This window comes from Streptomyces sp. PT12, from assembly GCF_003311645.1.
Lineage (GTDB): Bacteria > Actinomycetota > Actinomycetes > Streptomycetales > Streptomycetaceae > Streptomyces.
This window is the reverse complement of the sequence record NZ_QEST01000162.1, coordinates 24,901-42,551: the sequence shown is the minus strand read 5'-3', so window position 1 is coordinate 42,551 and position 17,651 is coordinate 24,901. Positions and strand designations below refer to the sequence as shown.

13 protein-coding genes are annotated in these 17,651 nt (G+C 74.3%); 6 read left to right on the top strand and 7 right to left on the bottom strand.

Translation table 11 applies throughout. From position 1 onward, the window contains the following. Positions 1-20: 20 nt before the first annotated feature. The 3 genes from DEH69_RS18170 to DEH69_RS18160 form a co-directional block, all read right to left on the bottom strand. Entirely contained in the window at positions 21-2,249 is a 2,229-nt protein-coding gene (locus DEH69_RS18170; RefSeq protein WP_113688033.1) for a serine/threonine-protein kinase, read from the bottom strand. A 167-nt stretch (positions 2,250-2,416) separates the two neighbouring features. Beyond that, positions 2,417-4,429 (bottom strand): serine/threonine protein kinase, encoded by a 2,013-nt coding sequence (locus tag DEH69_RS32835; RefSeq protein ID WP_113688032.1) that lies wholly within the window; start codon positions 4,427-4,429, stop codon positions 2,417-2,419. A gap of 94 nt (positions 4,430-4,523) precedes the next feature. Further along, positions 4,524-6,278 (bottom strand): DUF4328 domain-containing protein, encoded by a 1,755-nt coding sequence (locus DEH69_RS18160; RefSeq protein ID WP_113688031.1) that lies wholly within the window; start codon positions 6,276-6,278, stop codon positions 4,524-4,526. Between the two features lie 175 nt (positions 6,279-6,453). Here DEH69_RS18160 and DEH69_RS18155 point away from each other — a divergent pair, with 175 nt between their 5' ends. The 6 genes from DEH69_RS18155 to DEH69_RS18130 all read left to right on the top strand — a co-directional run bounded on the left by DEH69_RS18155 (position 6,454) and on the right by DEH69_RS18130 (position 13,659). Beyond that, entirely contained in the window at positions 6,454-7,113 is a 660-nt protein-coding gene (locus DEH69_RS18155) for a GntR family transcriptional regulator (RefSeq protein WP_258534753.1), read from the top strand. A 110-nt stretch (positions 7,114-7,223) separates the two neighbouring features. Further along, a complete protein-coding gene (locus DEH69_RS18150) occupies positions 7,224-7,874 on the top strand; it encodes a hypothetical protein (protein ID WP_113688029.1) in 651 nt (216 codons plus the stop codon). Positions 7,875-7,952: 78 nt separating this feature from the next. Beyond that, a complete protein-coding gene (purD, locus tag DEH69_RS18145; RefSeq protein WP_113688028.1) occupies positions 7,953-9,239 on the top strand; it encodes a phosphoribosylamine--glycine ligase in 1,287 nt (428 codons plus the stop codon). Between the two features lie 182 nt (positions 9,240-9,421). After that, positions 9,422-10,933, top strand: a complete 1,512-nt coding sequence (locus DEH69_RS18140) for a hypothetical protein (RefSeq protein WP_113688027.1) — start codon at positions 9,422-9,424, stop codon at positions 10,931-10,933. Between the two features lie 174 nt (positions 10,934-11,107). Then, the gene (locus tag DEH69_RS18135; RefSeq protein ID WP_113688026.1) at positions 11,108-12,613 is read left to right on the top strand and encodes a N,N-dimethylformamidase beta subunit family domain-containing protein; all 1,506 of its coding nucleotides are present in this window, start codon (positions 11,108-11,110) and stop codon (positions 12,611-12,613) included. Positions 12,614-12,744: 131 nt separating this feature from the next. Beyond that, the gene (locus DEH69_RS18130) at positions 12,745-13,659 is read left to right on the top strand and encodes a phosphoribosylaminoimidazolesuccinocarboxamide synthase (protein WP_113688025.1); all 915 of its coding nucleotides are present in this window, start codon (positions 12,745-12,747) and stop codon (positions 13,657-13,659) included. Between the two features lie 136 nt (positions 13,660-13,795). Here the strand turns inward: DEH69_RS18130 and DEH69_RS18125 are convergent, their stop codons facing one another. Genes DEH69_RS18125 through DEH69_RS18110 form a run of 4 tightly spaced genes read right to left on the bottom strand, consistent with a single transcriptional unit; the run spans position 13,796 to position 17,494 of the window. Beyond that, a complete protein-coding gene (locus DEH69_RS18125) occupies positions 13,796-14,407 on the bottom strand; it encodes a DNA-binding response regulator (RefSeq protein WP_113688024.1) in 612 nt (203 codons plus the stop codon). Further along, the gene (locus DEH69_RS18120; RefSeq protein WP_258534752.1) at positions 14,404-15,744 is read right to left on the bottom strand and encodes a histidine kinase; all 1,341 of its coding nucleotides are present in this window, start codon (positions 15,742-15,744) and stop codon (positions 14,404-14,406) included. Before DEH69_RS18120 ends, DEH69_RS18125 begins: the two co-directional genes overlap by 4 nt. A 14-nt stretch (positions 15,745-15,758) precedes the next feature. Further along, positions 15,759-16,589 (bottom strand): ABC transporter permease, encoded by an 831-nt coding sequence (locus DEH69_RS18115; protein ID WP_113688023.1) that lies wholly within the window; start codon positions 16,587-16,589, stop codon positions 15,759-15,761. Next, complete coding sequence (locus DEH69_RS18110; RefSeq protein ID WP_113688022.1) at positions 16,586-17,494, bottom strand: ABC transporter ATP-binding protein; 909 nt, start codon at positions 17,492-17,494, stop codon at positions 16,586-16,588. Before DEH69_RS18110 ends, DEH69_RS18115 begins: the two co-directional genes overlap by 4 nt. Positions 17,495-17,651 lie beyond the last annotated feature (157 nt).

Below are 17,651 nucleotides of genomic sequence, written 5' to 3'. Positions count from 1 at the left end.
TCGTGTGCTCGCCCCGCCCGTCAGCCGGTGTACTGCACCGTGAACGAGTCGTCGGTGCCGAAGCCCGTGAACTGGAGCTCCTGGGCGTCGCTCTCGCCCGCCTCGAGCGTCCACGTGATCGTGTATGAGGGCAGCGGGTCGCAGTCGCCCGACGTCGCCTCGGCCGGGCCCACCATCATCGTGTCCGTGGGGTTGGCGACCATGTGCGACTCCCATGTGCAGGTGCCGTTGGTGTAGGTGGCCGCGACCTCGCCAGCCGAGGCGCTGTGCGCGATCGTCACGTCCCAGTCGGGCCCCTCGTAGGTGTTCTGGTAGACGGCGATCGGGATGCCGTCGCCGCTCTGGGACAGGTTGGACATCGTCAGCTCGGCCGTCAGCGAGCCCGCGGACCACAGCAGCGTGCCGTCGCTCTGGGCCTCGATCGTCTGCTCGCCATAGGGCTCGCAGCGGTCGGGGTCGCTCGACGGCACGGTGTTGGTGGTGCCGGTGCCCTCAAGGGTCAGCGTGTCACCGCCGGAGACCAGCTCGGACTCCTCGGTGCACAGCAGCGTGCTGAGCAGCGTCCACTGGGTGGCGACCGTCTCGCCCGCGGAGCCCTCGTTGATCTCGATCCGCTGGAACCAGCCCCGCGACTCGCCGTCGCTGAACACCTCGCCCTCCCACGCGCCGATGAACTGGTAGCCGACGGTGCCGCCACCGGGCTCCGGGTCGTCGGTGGGGTCGTCGGTGGGGTCGTCGGTCGGGTCGTCGGTCGGGTCGTCCGTGGGGCCGTCGGTCGGGCCGTCCGGGGCCGGGATCGGCTGGGCCGCCCCGTCGTCGTCCGGGTCGTCCTCGCCGCCGCTCATGGACATCACCGCGACGCCCGCGGCCAGCGCGAAGACGGCGACGGCGGCGACGATGAGCCAGGTGACGTTCTTCCGGTTCCCGCCGCCGCGGTGGCCAGGACCCTGGCCGCCAGGTGGCACGCCACCGGGGTAGCCGGGGCCGTAGGGGCCCTGGACCGCGCCCACTTCGGGCGAGCCGTAGCCCGGCGTGCCGGGCGCCTGCGGATAGCCGTAGCCGCTGGCGGGCGGCGGGGTGCCATAGCCGCCACCGGGCTGGGGCGTTCCATAGCCCGCGGGCGGCGGGGTGCCATAGCCGGGCATCTGCGCGGTCATCGTCGCCATCGGGTCGGCCGGGGCGTTGGGGTGTGGCGAGGGCGGCGGGGACGGCGGCGGCGTGGCCGGGGCGGCGATCTGCGTGGGCGCGCTCTGCGGCGGCGCGGGTATGGCCGTGGGCGGCGCGGGCGTCGGCGGGACCTGCGGCATCGCGGGCGTCGGCTGGTTCGCGGGCTTGGGCGGCGCCTGGAGCGGGTCTTCGGAGTCGAGCAGCTCGACCGCGTGCCGACCGAGCTTGGCCACCAGCGCGCCCGGCAGCCACGGCTCCTCGTCGGCCGGGTCTGACTCGGTGAGCGCGATCAGCTCGTCGAGCTCGGGCCGGTCGGCCGGGTGCTGGGCCAGGCAGCGCTCGATCAGGCCGCGCAGCCCCTCGGGCACCTCGCTGAGGTCCTGCTGGCCCTGGACGATCCGCAGCATGAGCGCGGTCATGGCGCTGTTGGCGTCGCCGAACGGCGTGGACCCGGTCGCCGCGAACGTCAGCACCGAGCCAAGGCAGAAGATGTCGCTCGCGGTCGTCAGCACCTCGCCGCGGCACTGCTCGGGCGACATGAAGCCGGGCGAGCCGACGGCGGCGCCCGTCCTGGTCAGCCCTCCGCCGCCCGCCTCAAGGGCGCGGGCGATGCCGAAGTCGATGACGCGGGGGCCATCGATCGTGATCATGACGTTGGACGGCTTGAGGTCGCGGTGCACCAGGCCCGCGGCGTGGATGTCGCGCAACGCCTTGACCAGGCCGTTGGCAAGGATCCGCAGCGAGCGCTCGGGGAGCCGCCCGTAGGTGTGCGCGACGACCTCGTGAAGCGAGGGCCCGGCGACGTACCCGGTGGCCACCCAGGGCGTCTCCGCCTCGGTGTCGCAGCCGAGCACGGGCGCGGTCCACTCGCCGCCCACGCGCCTGGCCGCCTCCACCTCCTGCTGGAACCTGCGGCGGAACTCCGGCTGTGCCGCGAGCTCGGGCTGGACCAGCTTCACGGCGACCGTGCGCCCGCGGTCGGAGCGGGCGAGATAGACACTGCCCATTCCGCCGGCGCCCAATTTCCCCAGCAGCCGGTATTGGCCGACTCGTTGAGGATCTGTCGGCCCGAGCGGTTTCATGTCGTGCTACTCCCCTTCGCTCCGATAAGCCTCATGAGAATACGGGGGACCGTACACAAGGAGGGGGACAGAGGCCGAACCGTGATCGGTTCCCGTCCGGCCTGCCAGAGGCGGTGACCGTACTGATTCGTGACCTGAAGCTGACACATCGCGAACAGGAAAGAGACCTATTCGATACGTTCCAGCTCCGCGGGGTCGTCGTCGAGACGATCCAGCCAATTGATCTTGAGGGTGTCCTCGTCGCCCTCGTCCTGGAACACCCGGAAGCCCGGATAGACGTTGCAGTCCGCGTCCTCGCCGGTCTCCACCAACTGGTCGGGGCCCAGGGTGATCTGCCGGTCCCCCGTGGCCACCAGGTGGTTCTCCCAGGTGCAGGTCATCGCGCCGTTCTGCGAGCGGGCGAAGCGCAGCACGACGTCGCCGACGCGGCCCTGCGAGATGGTGACGATGTCCTCGCCCTCGATGTCCTCGTCGCGGTCCTCCCACTCGTCGCGCCACTCGCCCATGAGCGCGTCGGGCACGTTGGTGGCGGAGGCCGCGGGGGCGCGGTGGAGCTCGGCGGAGCGGTCGTTGTAGCTCCAGTCGAGCGCGTCACCCGCCGCGTAGAGCGAGAGCGACTGCACCGTGGCGTTGTCGCGGCATGCCTCGTCGGACTGCTCGGGGGGCGCGGCCCAGTCGGACTCCTCGGTGAAGTCGAGCCGGTCGTCGAACGCGTCGAGGCGCATGTGGTAGACGCACAGGGTCTCGGGGGCCAGCGTCAGCGCCCGCCCGACGATGTCGCCCTCGGCGCCCTGCTCGATCTCGAAGCGCAGCTCGTGCACGTCGCCGCCGCTCGAGGTGTACTCGCCCTGCCAGGCGCCCAGATACTCCTCGTCGATCGCGTCGCCGCCGCCCGAGCCACCGGCGAACTGCGTGGCGACCAGCACGCCGAGCACGGCCATCACCACGAGCACGGCGGTGGTGGCCAGGACGGCGGTCGAGCGCTTGGGGCCGCCGCGCGATGGCGAGGGCGTGGTCCAGGGGGAGCTGGGATAGCCCGCGCTCGAAGGCATCGAGGGCGGCGGCGGGCTGTAGGAGCCCGAGGGCTGCGAGTACGGCGACGGCATCGGCGTCGGGCGCGGCTGCGGGGAGGCGGAGTGCTGCGGGGAGGCGGAGTAGGGCCACGCGGGGGCGGGGCGGGCCTGGCCCGCGTCGGTGTGCGGCCCCGGCGCGGGCGAAGGGGTCGGCGACGGCCTGGCGTCCGCGGGGGGCACGACGGGCAGGTCGGTGCGGCTCTCGGGGTTCTCCGAGTCGAGCAGCTCGATCGCGTGCCGCCCCAGCTGGGCGACCAGGGCGCCGGGCAGCCACGGCTCGCGCGAGACGGACGCGGGCGTGGTGGCGCGCAGCACCTCGTCGACGGGGAGGCGCCGGGCGGGGTCCTTGGCCAGGCAGCCGGATATGAGCTCCCGCAACCCCTCGGGCACGCCCGTGAGATCGGGCCGCTCCTCGGCGATGTTGAACATCAGGATGTGCACGCCCGAGTCCAGCGCGCCGAACGGCGTGCGCCCCGTGGCCGCGTACGCGAGCAGCGAGCCCAGGCAGAAGACGTCGCTCGCCGGGCTGATCCGCCCGCCGCGCACCTGTTCGGGCGACATGAAGCCGGGGGAGCCGACGGTCGCGCCGGTGCGCGTGAGGTTCTCGCCGGGGGCGGGGTCGAGGGCGCGGGCGATGCCGAAGTCGATGACGCGGGGCCCGTCGATCGTCATCAGGACGTTGGACGGCTTGAGGTCGCGGTGCGCGAGCCCGGCGCCGTGGATGTCGGAGAGCGCGTGCGCAAGGCCGTTGGCCAGCAGCGAGACGCTGCGCTCTGGCAGCGGGCCGTAGTCGCGGCCGACCACCTCGTGCAGCGATGGCCCCGCGATGTAGCCGGTGGCCACCCAGGGCGTCGCCGCCTCGGTGTCCGCGTCGAGGACGGGCGCGGTCCAACGCCCGCCCACCCGGCGGGCGGCGGTGATCTCCTGCGCGAACCGCCGCCTGAAGTCCGGCTCCTGGGCCAGCGCGGAGCGGATCGTCTTGACCGCGACCGTGCGGCCGCGTTCGGAACGGGCCAGGTAGACCTGCCCCATCCCGCCTTCCCCGAGCCTGCCCAGCAGCCGGTACTCCCCGATCCGGTGCGGGTCCTGTGGCGTCAGCCGATCCATATCGCCGCAAACTCCCCCGATACTGACGTTGGTTGCCCCACCGAGAATAAAGGTGAACGGTTCGGCCGCCCATGCCGGTCGGCCGCGGCCCCCCTCACCGTGCCACGCCGGTGAGCCAGCGGTTCTGGTGGCTGCTGATCCTGCGGATGAGCAGCAGCGCGAGCAGGGCGGCGAGCGCGCCGACGCCGTTCTCCGCCAGCTCGATGGCCTCTTCCCCGGGCTCGCGCCTGGCGCTCGCCGCGTTCCCGCTCCCTTCAGAGACGACGCCGAGGGCGAAGTACCCGAGCAGCAGCGTCCACCAGGCGTTGACCAGGACGAGGGACGGGCGGGGCGCCGGGTGCGAGACCCGGTAGACGTCGTCGGCGATCTGCTTGGGCAGGGCGAAGTTGACAAGGGGGACAAACCAGAGCCACACCGATGCGGCCCCCGAGTAGCGGATGCGGCCTGGCGCGATCGCCTCGGCGTTGCGGCGGACGCGCCGAAACCAGACGAGCCACACGACGAAGACGGCGAAGCCAAGGACGCCCTCTGAGCCGTGGATCGCGGCCTCGGGGTCGGCGAGGTGCCGCCCGAGGACCCCGATCCCGTCGTCCTCCCAGCCGGGGGTCTTGCCCAAGGCGGAGGCGTGGTGCAGCGCGAGGGCGGTCAGGAGCACCGTCAGCCCGGCGAACATCCAGGTCAACGCCGTGGTCAGGGCCCGCACGGGCACCGGAGGGGGCGCCGCCGGTGCGACGGGGGCCGCGGGGGGCGCGGGCGACGCGGGGAAGTCCCAGCCATAGGTGGGCGCGGGGGAGGGGTGCGCGTGCGGGGACGCCGCGTGCGCGGGCGGGTGCGCCGGGTGCGCGGCGTGGGTCGGCGGGTGAACGGCCGCCGTGGGACGGGCCGTTGACATGGTCGTGGCGGCGAGCGCGCCGTCCTGTCGCCCCCCGGCGTCCGGGTCCTCGCGCTCCAGCAGCGCCACCGCGTGCCTGCCCAGCTGCGCCAGCACCTCGGCGGGCAGCCAGGGGCCGCCCGGCGCGTCCCCAGAAGGCTCGTTCGCGCCCGTGCGCTCGAGCAGCTCCGCGACGGTGGGGCGTCGCTCCGGGTCCTTGCGCAGGCAGTCGGCGACCAGCCCGCGCAGCGGCTCTGGCACCCCGTCGAGGTCGGGCTCCTCCTGCACGATGCGGAACATCAGCGCGTGCCCGCCGCTGTCGCCCGTGCCGAACGGCAGCCGCCCGGTCGCCGCGTAGGCCAGCACCGAGCCGAGGGAGAAGACGTCGCTCGCCGGGCCGAGCCGCAGCCCGCGCACCTGCTCGGGCGACATGAACCCCGGCGACCCGATCACCGCGCCCGTCCTGGTCAGCCCGCCGCCCGTGATGCCGTCGAGGGCGCGGGCGATGCCGAAGTCGATGACGCGGGGGCCCTCGATGGTGATCATGATGTTGGACGGTTTGAGGTCGCGGTGGATCAGCCCCGTGCTGTGGATGTCGCGCAGCGCTTGGGCGAGCCCCGCGGCCAGGAAGCCCAACGAGCGCTCGGGCAGCGGCCCATAGTCCTGGGCGACCACGCGGTGCAGCGTCGGCCCCGCGATGTAGCCGGTGGCCACCCACGGCGTCGCCGCCTCGGTGTCCGCGTCGAGGACGGGCGCGGTCCACTCCCCGCCCACCCGCCTGGCGGTCGCGATCTCCCGCGTGAACCGCCGCCTGAAGTCGGGCTCGCGGGCCAGCCCCGGCTGGATCGTCTTGACCGCGACGGTGCGGCCGCGTTCGGAACGGGCCAGGTAGACCTGCCCCATCCCGCCCGCGCCCAGCCTGCCGAGCAGCCGATATCCCCCGATGCTGTGCGGGTCATCGGGCGCGAGGCGTTCCATGTGTGGCGTTCCCTCCCGAGGGGCCCGGTGCGCGGTCGATGGCGACGAGGATACGGGCAACGCCCCAGGCGGGGGCGGCTCCCGAACGTCACGACTCGCCACCCGTTCCGTAACGCCCTCTGTCACACGGCGCGTTCGCCGCGATCGCGCGGCGGCGGCACTAGGCTGGGCCGCCGTGATTCAACGCAGCACCTTGCGCGAGCAACTCGCCGACGCCCTGCGGGAGGAAATCCTCGCGGGGCGGCTCGCCCCTGGCGGGGAGTTCACCGTGCGGGAGATCGCCGAGCAGTACGGCGTCTCGGCGACCCCGGTCCGCGAGGCCCTGGTGGACCTGTCGGCGCAGGGGCTGCTCGAGGTCGAGCAGCACAGGGGATTCCGCATCAGGCGCCTTACCCTCGCCGACTTCCGCCACATGGTCGAGGCCCAGACGATCGTCAGCGACGGCCTTCTGCACGCCCATTCCGAGCTGGCCCTGCGCGAGGCCGTACCCGAGGCGTTCACCTCCATACGCCGCCGCGCCGCCGCGGCGCGGCAGGCGGCCGTCGCGGGTGACCTAGACATACTCATCGCCTATGACCTGCGGTTCTGGCGCGAGTTCGAGGCGCTGTTCGGCAATCCGCCCATAGGGGACTTCCTCGACCGGCTGCGCGTCGCGTGCTGGGCGTTCACCGTTCCGTATCTGCGCCGCGAGCCCGCGCTCGCCGGGCGGCTGTGGTCGGGGCACCTGGAGCTGGCCGACGCCGTCGAGCGCCAGGACCTGGGGGAGACCCACCGCCTGCTGCGCGCCCAGCGCGCGCACGCCCTGGCGCTCGCGGCGCAAGTCGCCGACGCGTGAAGCCGTTTCAGGCTCTACGCTGACCCGGAGCGCCGTCTTCGCATGTGTCCCCCCCTTGTGTCCCCCCTCATGTGTCCCTCCTCACGTCCCTCCTGATAGAGAGCAGTTACGTGGCCTGTGACCTGTGGCTGGTCCCCCTCGTCGACGTGCTGTGCCACAGCCCCGACAACCCCTTCGCCGACGAGCTGGCCGAGTACGACCGCGCCCTGGCCGACGCGGGGCTGCCGCCCGTGCCCGTCCAGGGGTATGTCCCCGGCATCTCGGGCGCCGTCGCGCCGGTCGCGGGGTTCGACTACGCCGCGCTCCACCTTCTGCGCCGCGCCTATCTGCTCCGGCTCAGCGGCCTTCCCGTGGAGCCCGCGGTGGAGCTCGACGGGGACTACCAGCAGCTGCTCGAGATGTTCGAGGCCAGCGCCCAGCAGTCCCACCTGGTGTGGCACTTCGACCACGCGGGCGCGTATGTCCCGGTGGACTTCCCGCACCCGCTGGTCAACGAGACGCTGCTGGCGGGCGGCGGGCCGCTGGGCTCGAGCCATGGGCTGCTGCGCGAGCTCGAGGTCGTGGCGCCGGTGCTCGACATCGACCCACTGAAGCCGCCACCGCCGCCCGCGCCCCCCGAGCGCCCGACCACGCTCGAGGAGCCCGCCGCGCTCCCGGACCAGGCGCCAGGGCCTTTTGTCAGGGAACGCCATGTGTGGCTCGGCCTGCACGCGGCGGCCACGCGGAGCCTGGCGCAGGGCTCGATGATCGTCTTCAGCTGACGCGAAGGGCGCACGCGCCCCGGCGTCACGGTCGCCCGAACGGGTGGGTGACGCGGACACCCCCTAGTCTTGGGCCCCGTGAGGATCCTTGTCATCGGCGGCGGCGCCCGCGAACACGCCCTGTGCCACGCCCTCTCCCTCGACCCGGCCGTCACGGAGCTGCACTGCGCCCCGGGCAACGCGGGCACGGCGGAGCTGGCGACGCCGCACGCCGTCGACGCGACCAGCGGCCCCGCCGTGGCCGCCCTCGCCACCCGCGTCGGCGCCGACCTGGTCGTCGTCGGGCCCGAGGCGCCGCTGGTCGCCGGGGTCGCCGACGCCGTGCGCGAGGCAGGGATCCCCGCCTTCGGGCCATCGGCCGACGCCGCGCGCATCGAGGGCAGCAAGGCGTTCGCCAAGGAGGTCATGGCCGCCGCGGGGGTGCCGACCGCGCGCGCCTATGTGTGCGCCACCCCCGATGAGGCCGACGAGGCGCTCGACGCGTTCGGCCCGCCCTATGTCGTCAAGGACGACGGGCTGGCCGCTGGCAAGGGCGTCGTGGTGACCGACGACCTCGAACACGCCCGCGCGCACGCCCGCGCGTGCGGTCAGGTCGTCATCGAGGAGTACCTGGACGGGCCCGAGGTCTCGCTGTTCGCCGTCACCGACGGCGAGACGGTCGTGCCGCTGACGCCCGCACAGGACTTCAAGCGCGCCCACGACGGCGACGAGGGCCCCAACACCGGCGGCATGGGTGCCTATTCACCGCTGCCCTGGGCGGAGCCCGACCTCGTGGAGCGCGTGCTCGACACCGTGCTGCTGCCCACCGTCGAGGAGCTGCGGCGGCGCGGCACGCCGTTCGCCGGGCTGCTCTACGCCGGGCTCGCGCTGACGTCGAACGGCGTGCGCGTCGTGGAGTTCAACGCCAGGTTCGGCGACCCCGAGACCCAGGTCGTCCTCGCCAGGCTGCGCACCCCGCTGGCCGGGCTGCTGCTCGCGGCGGCCACCGGGCAGCTCGCCGCGTTCCCGCCGCTGCGCTGGAGCGCGGGCGCGGCCGTGACGGTCGTGGTCGCCGCCGACGGCTACCCCGACAAGCCGCGCACGGGCGACCCGGTCGAAGGGCTCGCCGAGGTGGCCGAGCACGACGGGCCCGAGGCGTATGTGCTGCACGCGGGCACGCGCCGTGACGACGAGGGGCGCGTGGTCAGCTCGGGGGGGCGCGTGCTGTCGGTGACCGCCACGGGGCCCGCGCTCGCCGACGCGCGGGCGCTCGCCTACCGCGCCGTCGCCCGCGTCCGCCTCGCGGGCTCCCACCACCGCACCGACATCGCCGCGCGGGCCGCCTCAGCGGTTCCCTCCTCTCCCCAAAGCCCCACCATCGAGTGACCGTCCCACCGTTGTGCTGACGGGCCGGTGGCACCCCCTTTAGGGTGCGGTGCGGCGTCCTCCACCGCGCCGACGCGTTCGGCCCCGCGCACGTTGCGGTGTCGGTCGCCGGTGCGACAGTGGAGAGCGGGACGGCACACGGCACACGGCACACACCGGCATCGCGCGGCGAGAGGCAGGGCATGGTGCAGCGGACATCGCGAGACGCCGGGCGCTCCGCGCGGGACGACGCCCTCGCCGTCCTCCGCGTGCGGAACGGCGCGTTGGCCCTCGCCCTCATCCCCGCCGCTTCCGCGGTGGTGCTCTTCGCCGCGGGCGCGCCCGGCGCGCTGCGCTGGCCGGTCACGGCGCTGGCCGCGGCCACGGCCGCCGTCGCGACGGCCACCGGCCTGTTCATCGCCCGCGCCCGGCCCGCCGTCACCCCCACCATCGAGGTGCCCGAGCGTTCGGCGCCCGCCCTGCACGGGCTGATACGGGAGCTCGCCGACCGGCTCGACGTGCCCCCGCCGAGCGGCATCGCCCTGACCCCCGACTGCGACAGCTGGCTCGAGGAGCCGCCCCGCGCCCCGGGGGCCGCGGCGGCGCCCGGGCCCGTGCTGGTCATCGGCTCGCCGTTCCTGTGGTGGATGCGGGTGGGGGAGCTGCGCGCCCTCCTCGCGCCGGTCGTGGCGGGCACGGGGCCCGCCGCGCACCCCGACATCGCCTCGGCCCGCCGTTGCGTCCGCGCGTGGGACGCCGCCGCGGGTCTCGCCCGCGGCGTTCCCCGGCACCGGCGTCCGCTGACGGCGTTCTCAGGACTTGTGGCGCGCGCCCTGCTGCGGCTTGGCGCCGGGTACGGCGCGGAGATGGAGCGCGGGGTGGCGCGCGCCGCCGCCGCCCGCGCCCAGGGCGTGGACGAGGGGCTGCGCGGCGCGGCGCAGGAGCAGGTGGGCCTCGCGTACGCGGGCTGGGACCGGCTGCTGACCCGCGTCGCGCTGCCCGCGTGGCGCATCGGCCGCTGGCCCAGGAGCCTGGACGCGGGCGTCGTCTCGGCGCTCACCGAGCTGTCCCGCAGGGACCGCCTCGCCGAGGGCTTCGCCGCCCGGCTCGGCGAGCGCCCCGCGTGCGACCTGCTCGATGAGCCCGGCGCGGTGGACGAGGCCATCTCCCTGCTCGCCGCCCGCCTCTTCCACGGCGCCCAGGGCCGCGAGGACGCCGACTGGACGCCCGTCGACTGGGCCGCGTACCCCGACGAGGTCGTCGACCGCATCTGGCGCGACCGCGCCGCCCGCCTCTTCGCCGCCCTCGACGCCGCGGAGACCCCCACCCTGGCCTGCGCCCTCCAGCGGCTCGCCGACGCCGCCGCCGCGCGGAACGGCACCGCGGCCCTCGCCGCCCGGCTGGTCGCCGAGGCCGCCCGCGCCGAGCCGCAGCCGGCCACGGGGGCCGCGGCGCAGGGGCCGCCCCCACCGGGCGACCGGGAGGCCCTGGTCGAGCACGTGTCCGCGGCGATCTGCTGCGCGGCCGCCGACACCACGGGCGCGGCCCCGGGGCTCGACTGGCTCGACGGCCCCGTGCTGCTCACCGGCGGCACCCGCGAGCGCGGCCTGGCCGCCCCCGTCCACCGGCTGGTGGACGACGGCGACCCGGGACCGTTGCGCGACTGGCTCGCCGGGGCCGGGGTCCGCCCGGACAAGCCGGTCCGGCTGGTCTGACGCGGTCCGCGGGCCGCGGGCCGCGGGCCGTTCCGGGGCGGGCCGCCGCCGCCTTCGATCGTGCGGCGCTTCCCCCTTGCGGGGGCTCGACACTCCGGGCCCCCGGCGCCACCATCGGGCCATCACCTCCGGTTGACGGTGCGACGACTGGTGACCGTTCGCTCGCGGGATGTGATGTGCTGGGACCGGCACTGCCCGTCCGTCAGGCGCAGGGAGGGGAGCTTGAACAAGAGCACGGAGCACATCCGGCGCTGGGAGGCGGGCGCGCTCACGCACGCGGTCTCCGATCCGTTCGGGCAGGGGCCGGTGCCCTGGGTCAGAGCGGGCGACGGCCATCTGCGGGGCGCGGACCAGGTCCTCCTGCCGGGCCGTGACCCCGGGGCGCCGACCACCCTGCGCGCCGCCGACGATGTCGGCTGCCAGATCAAGGGCTTTGTCACCGAGGCCGTGGTCGCCCCCGGGCAGCCGCTGGACTTCCGGGTGACGGTGGACCCGCCGCGCGAGTTCACCATCGACATCTACCGCATCGGGTACTTCGGCGACGAGGGCGCCAGGCTGCTGCTGAGCAGCCCCAAGCTCATGGGCATCCGCCAGCCGCCCCCGCTGGCCGCGGGCCGCACCGTCTCGTGCCACCACTGGTGGCTCTCCTGGCGCCTCCAGGTCCCCACCGACTGGCTGCCCGGCGCCTATGTGGCGGTGCTGACCACGGCGGACGGCGCGTTCCGCTCGCACGTGCCGTTCGCGGTCCGCGACGACAGGCCCGCCGACCTGCTGCTCGTCCTGCCCGATGTCACATGGCAGGCGTACAACCTCTTCCCCGAGGATGGCAGCGGCGGCGCCAGCCTCTACCACGCGTGGGACGGCGCGGGGCGGCTGCTCGGCGAGCAGGACGCGGCGATCACGGTGTCCTTCGACCGGCCGTACGCGGGCTCGGGGCTGCCGCTGCACGCCGGGCACGCCTACGACTTCATCCGGTGGGCCGAACGCTTCGGGTACGACGTCGGCTACGCCACCGCCCGCGATCTGCACGCCGGGCGCGTCGACCCTGGGCGGTACCGCGCGCTGGTGTTCTCGGGCCACGACGAGTACTGGTCGGCGCCCATGCGGCGCGCGGTCGAGGAGGCGCGCGACGGCGGCACATCGCTGGTGTTCCTCTCGGCCAACACCATGTACTGGCAGGTCACCCTGGCCGCGCTGCCATCGGGCGACGAGGACAGGCTGCTGAGCTGCCGCAAGCGGCAGGGCCCAGGACGCGCCCCGCTCTGGCGCGAGCTCGGCCGCCCCGAGCAGCAGGTGCTCGGCATCCAGTACACGGGCGCGGTGCCGCACCCGCACCCGCTCGTGGTGCGCAACGCCGACCACTGGCTGTGGGAGTCCACCGGCGCCCAGGAGGGCGACGAGCTGCCGGGGCTTGTGGCGGGGGAGGCGGACCGTTACTTCCCGAGGACCGCGCTGCCCGAGTGCACCAGCCGCATCCTGCTCGCGCACTCCCCGTACCGCGACGCGTCGGGCGCCCGCCGCCACCAGGAGACGTCGCTGTACCGGGCGCCGAGCGGCGCGTGGGTCTTCGCCTCGGGCACCTTCGCCTGGACCCCGGCGCTCAGCCGCCCCGGCCATGTCGACCCGCGGGTGCAGAAGGCGACGGCGAACCTGATGGACCGCATCTGCAAACGCGACTGAGCCCCCGCCCCTGACGCGCCCCGAGGCCCCGCCCGCGGCCTTGCCCCCGGCCCCGCCCCGAGGCCCCGACGGCGCTGCGCGAGAATGGGCCGGGGCGCCGCCGCGCCCCTCGAACGACCGGGAGGCCAACGGTGCCAGGATTCGTCGACAAGCCGGAGCCCATCCGGGTGCCGGGGCTCACCCACCTCCACACGGGGAAGGTCCGCGACCTCTACCGCACCGAGTCGGGCGACCTGGTGATGGTCGCGAGCGACCGGGTCTCCGCGTTCGACTGGGTGCTGGCCACGCCGATCCCCGAGAAGGGGAAGATCCTGACGCGGCTCTCGCTGTGGTGGTTCGACCAGCTGGCCGACCTGACGGCGCACCATGTGATCGGCACCGAGCCGCCGTCCGGCGCCCCCGACGACTGGGCGGGCCGCACGATGATCTGCCGCCCGCTGTCGATGATCCCGGTGGAGGCCGTGGCCCGCGGCTATCTGACGGGCTCGGGCCTCGTCGAGTACGAGCGCGACCGCACGGTCTGCGGACTCGTGCTCCCCGAGGGCCTGGTCGACGGCTCCGAGCTGCCGGGGCCGATCTTCACGCCCGCAACGAAGGCGGCCGTCGGCGACCACGACGAGAACGTCAGCTACGAGGAGGTCGCCCGCCAGGTCGGCAGCGAGACGGCCACCCAGCTGCGCCAGGCCACCCTGAGCCTGTACGGCCGCGCGCGCGACATCGCGCGGGAGCGCGGGATCGTCCTGGCCGACACGAAGTTCGAGTTCGGGCGGGCCCCGGGGGCCACCGCAGGCGACCCGCTGATCCTGGCCGACGAGGTGCTGACCCCCGACTCCTCCCGCTTCTGGCGCGCGGACGAGTGGCGGCCCGGGCGCCCCCAGAAGCCCTACGACAAGCAGTACATCCGCGACTGGCTGACGTCACGGGACGCGCGGTGGGACCGCGCGTCCGACACCCCGCCGCCGCCCCTCCCCGCGGAGGTCGTCGCCCAGACGCGCGCGCGGTACGAGGAGGCGTACCGCCTGCTGACCGGCACCTCCTGGTCCTGACCCGGGCCCGCGAACGCCCCGGGCATCCGCGTCAACGTCCGGCGCATCCGCGTCAACGTCCAGTCGACGACGGCGTCTTCAGCCCTCGCACACGCCGCCGCACGCCCCCCCAGGCGAACCGCTCACAGCCACCCGTTCACAGCCACCCGCGCTCGCGCGCCATCCGCGCCGCCGTGTGGCGGTTCTCCGCGCCCAGCTTGGCGGCTGCCGACGAGAGATAGTTCCGCACGGTCCCGGCGGCCAGGCCCGCGCGCGCGGCGATCTCGTTGATCGGCGCCCCGTCCTCGGCCATCTCAAGCAGCTCCGCCTCACGCGCGGTCAGGGGCGAGTCGCCCGCGCTGATCGCGTCGGCTGCGAGCTCCGGGTCGATGTAACGCTGCCCCCGGTGCACCGCGCGGATCACCTCCGCGAGACGCTGCGCCGACACCGTCTTCGGCAGGAACCCCCGCACCCCGGCCGCGAGTGCCCGCTTCAGGTGCCCGGCCCGCCCATGCCCGGTGACGATCATCGTCGCGCAGTCTGGCAGCTCCCCCCGCAGCGCCTCCGCCACCGAGACGCCGTCGCCGCCCGGCATCTGGAGGTCCAGCACCGCGACATCGGGGCGGTGCGCCCTGGCCATCGACAGCGCCTCGGGACCCGACGCCGCCTCGGCGACCACCGCCAGGTCGTCCTCAAGCGCGAGCAGCGCGGCGAGGGCCCCTCTGATGAGGTGCTCGTCGTCGGCGAGCAGCACCCGGATCGCCGTCATGACTCCGCCGTCCCCTTCATCGGCACCCGCGCGACCAGGCGCCATGTGTCGTCCTCCGCCCGTGCGGTCAACGAGCCGCCGAGCGCCGCCAGCCTCTCCCTCAGCCCGGCGAGTCCCGTGCCCCCTGAGCCCGCCGCCCCACCGCCCTCCGTGCCGCCCTCCGCGCCCGCGCCCGCGCCCGCGCCCGCGCCCGCGTCCGCGCCCGCGCTCGCGCTCGCGTCCGCACCCGCGTCCCCCGGTGCCGAACGACCGCCGCGCACCCCGTCGTTCACCATGTCAAGGACCGCCTCGCCGCGCGCGGTCCTGAGCACCCGCACCGTGCACTGCTCGGCGTCGGCGTGCCTGAGGACGTTTGTCGTGCCCTCCCTGACCACCCACCCCAGCGTGGACTGCACCCGCGCGGGCAGCGCGCCCGAGTCGTCCGAGGCGTTCATGTGCTCGATCCGGCAGCGGATCCCCGCAGCCTCCAGCACCCCCCGCGCCCCGGCAAGCTCCGCGTGCAGGTTCACCTCGCGATAGCCGCGCACCACCTCCCTGATCTCCCGCTGCGAGTCCCGCGCGATCTCCTGGACCTCGGCCATCTGGGCCGTCGCCGCCGTCACATCCCGCTGGGCCAGCTGCGCGGCCAGCTCGCTCTTGAGCGCGATCACCGAGAGGTTCCGGCCGAGGATGTCGTGCAGGTCCCGCCCGAACCGCAGCCGCTCCTCGGCCACCGCGAGGCGCGCCTCCGTCTCGCGCGACGCGTCCAGCTTGTCCACCACCCGCAGCGTCCAGGCCGAGGTGCGGGCCGTGAACCCCAGCAGCACGGCGATCAGCACCGCCCCGAGCACCGTCCCCAGCTGGAGGCCGCCGTTCCCCCCGGCGATCAGCGTGGCCACCACCGCCGACGCCACCAGGCCAGCGCTCACGCCGATCGCCCGCCTCAGCGGCAGCGCCAGCATCACCGGGCCGCACGCATAGCCCGCGGCATAGGAGATGATCACGGTCGCGCCGGGGGGCAGCGCCCCGGTCGCGATGGACACCCCCGCGCCGAACACCGTCGCCAGCGTCAGCGCGCAGATGGCCATCAGCAGCCGGTCGGGGCGCTCCGCCGCCCCCAGGTAGTGGGCGAGGCCCACCCTGGTCAGCCGCAGCGCCACCACGCCCTTGGCCAGGGCGAGGGCGGTGATCGGGGTGAGGGCCAGGGCGCTGCTGTCCTCCGCCGTCACGGCCATCACCGCGAGAACCACGACCAGCTCCGTCACGCCGAACGAGTCGAGCGAGAACCGGAAGTACTGGTGGATCCTGCGCTGCTGACTCGCGCCGCGCAGCCGCCCCAGCCAGCCGAACCCCCGCATCGGTCCCCTTCTCGTCAGTGCCGCGGCTCCCAGCGGAACCACCGCCGTACAGCAAACACCGCGAACGCCGTCCAGGCCACCGCGACCGCCAGCGCGCGCAGCCGCTCCATCCCGTCGAGGCCGCCGAGCCAGCCGTCCCTCATCAGCTCCGTCAGGGATGTCACGGGCAGCACGCGGCACACCGCCGCCATCGCGTCCGGCATGACCTCGAGCGGGACTATGAGGCCCGAGCCCACGAGCGACACCATCAGCAGCGGCATCGAGGTGATCTGCGCGCTCTCCACGGTCTTGGTGAACGCCGCGGTCGCCGCCGCCAGGGCCGTCAGCATCACAAAGCCGAGCGCCACGCCGACCACCAGCAGCGGAAGCGACCGGGGCGCCGACACGTCGAACGCCACCACCCCGCACACCACCAGGATCACGCACTGCGCCAGGGCCAGCGCCGCCGCGGGCGCGGCCGAGCCGACCAGGATCTCGGCGTCGGTCAGCTCACCGGTCCGCAGCCGCTTGAGCGTCCGCTCCTCGCGCCGGGCCACATACGTCGGTATCAGCCCGGTGTAGATGACCAGGACGAGCACGATGCCGAGGCCGCCCGTGAGCACCACCTCGCCCGCGCTGAAGCCCGTGCCCTCGAGATCAAGCTCGCCCACCGTGGACGATGTCGCCGCCATCATCAGCACGGGCATCACCAGCGAGACGAACACCGCCGTGCGATTCCGCAGGAGCAGCGTCAGCTCGGCCCTCGCCAGCGCCCGCATCCTGCGCCACGCGCTGGAGCTCGGCAGGCCCCAGACCGACCAGAAGCCTCCGGACTTCGTCGCGCCTTCCGCTCCGGTCACGCTCATCGGGCCTCCTCCGCCACGGCGAGAAACACGTCTTCGAGCGAGGCCGAGCGGGCGTCTATCCCGCCGAGCTCGAGCTTGCGGTCCCTGGCCCACACCAGCAGGTCCGTCAGCGACGTCTGGAGATCGGGCGTCTCGAGCTCGATCTCCTGCCCGCGCACCCTGGCGCCACCCACCGGCAGCACCGCGGGATCGACCCCGTCCGGCAGGGTGAAGCGGATCCGGGACGGCAGGGCCGCGGTGACCTCGGCGGGGGTGCCCGCGAGCACGATCTGCCCCGAGCGCATGATCGCCAGCCGGTCGGCCAGCGTCTCGGCCTCCTCCAGATAGTGCGTGGTCAGCAGGATCGTCGCGCCCTCGTCGCGCAGCTGCCGCACCAACTCCCACGTCGTCTGCCGCGCCTTGGGGTCGAGGCCGGTCGTCGGCTCGTCGAGGAAGAGCACCCGCGGCCTGCCCACGAGCGCCAACGCCAGGTCGAGGCGGCGTCGTTCGCCGCCGGAGAGCTGCTTGACCCGCACCGCAGCCCGGTGGCGGAGGTCCACCAGCTCCAGCGCCTCGTCCACGGGCCGCGCCGCGGTGAGCGAGTCCGCCCACATCCTGGCCGTCTCGGCGACCGTCAGATCCGAGGGGAACCCGCCCTCCTGGAGCATCACCCCTGTGTGCTGCCGGACCTCGGCCCGCTCGCGGAACGGGTCGCGCCCCATCACGCGCACGGTGCCGTCGGTGGGCGGCGCCAGCCCTTCGAGCACCTCGACCGTGGAGGTCTTGCCCGCGCCGTTCGTCCCGAGGAGGGCGAACACCTCGCCCCCGCGCACCGAGAAGTCCAGCCCTCTGACGGCCTCGAACCCGCCCTCGCCCCGCGGCCCGTAGCGCCGCCGCAGCCCTCGTACGTCGATCATCGTGTCCATGTGATCAAGCGTCGGGCCCCTCGCCCCCCGACGGTAGTGCCGATCGTCATGGCCTCACATGACAAATGTCAGTCCTTGGCCAAAGCGTCAACGCCCGCCCCGCGCAGCCCAGCTCAACGAAGCCCACCCGGGCCAACGGGGTCCAACGAAGCCCACC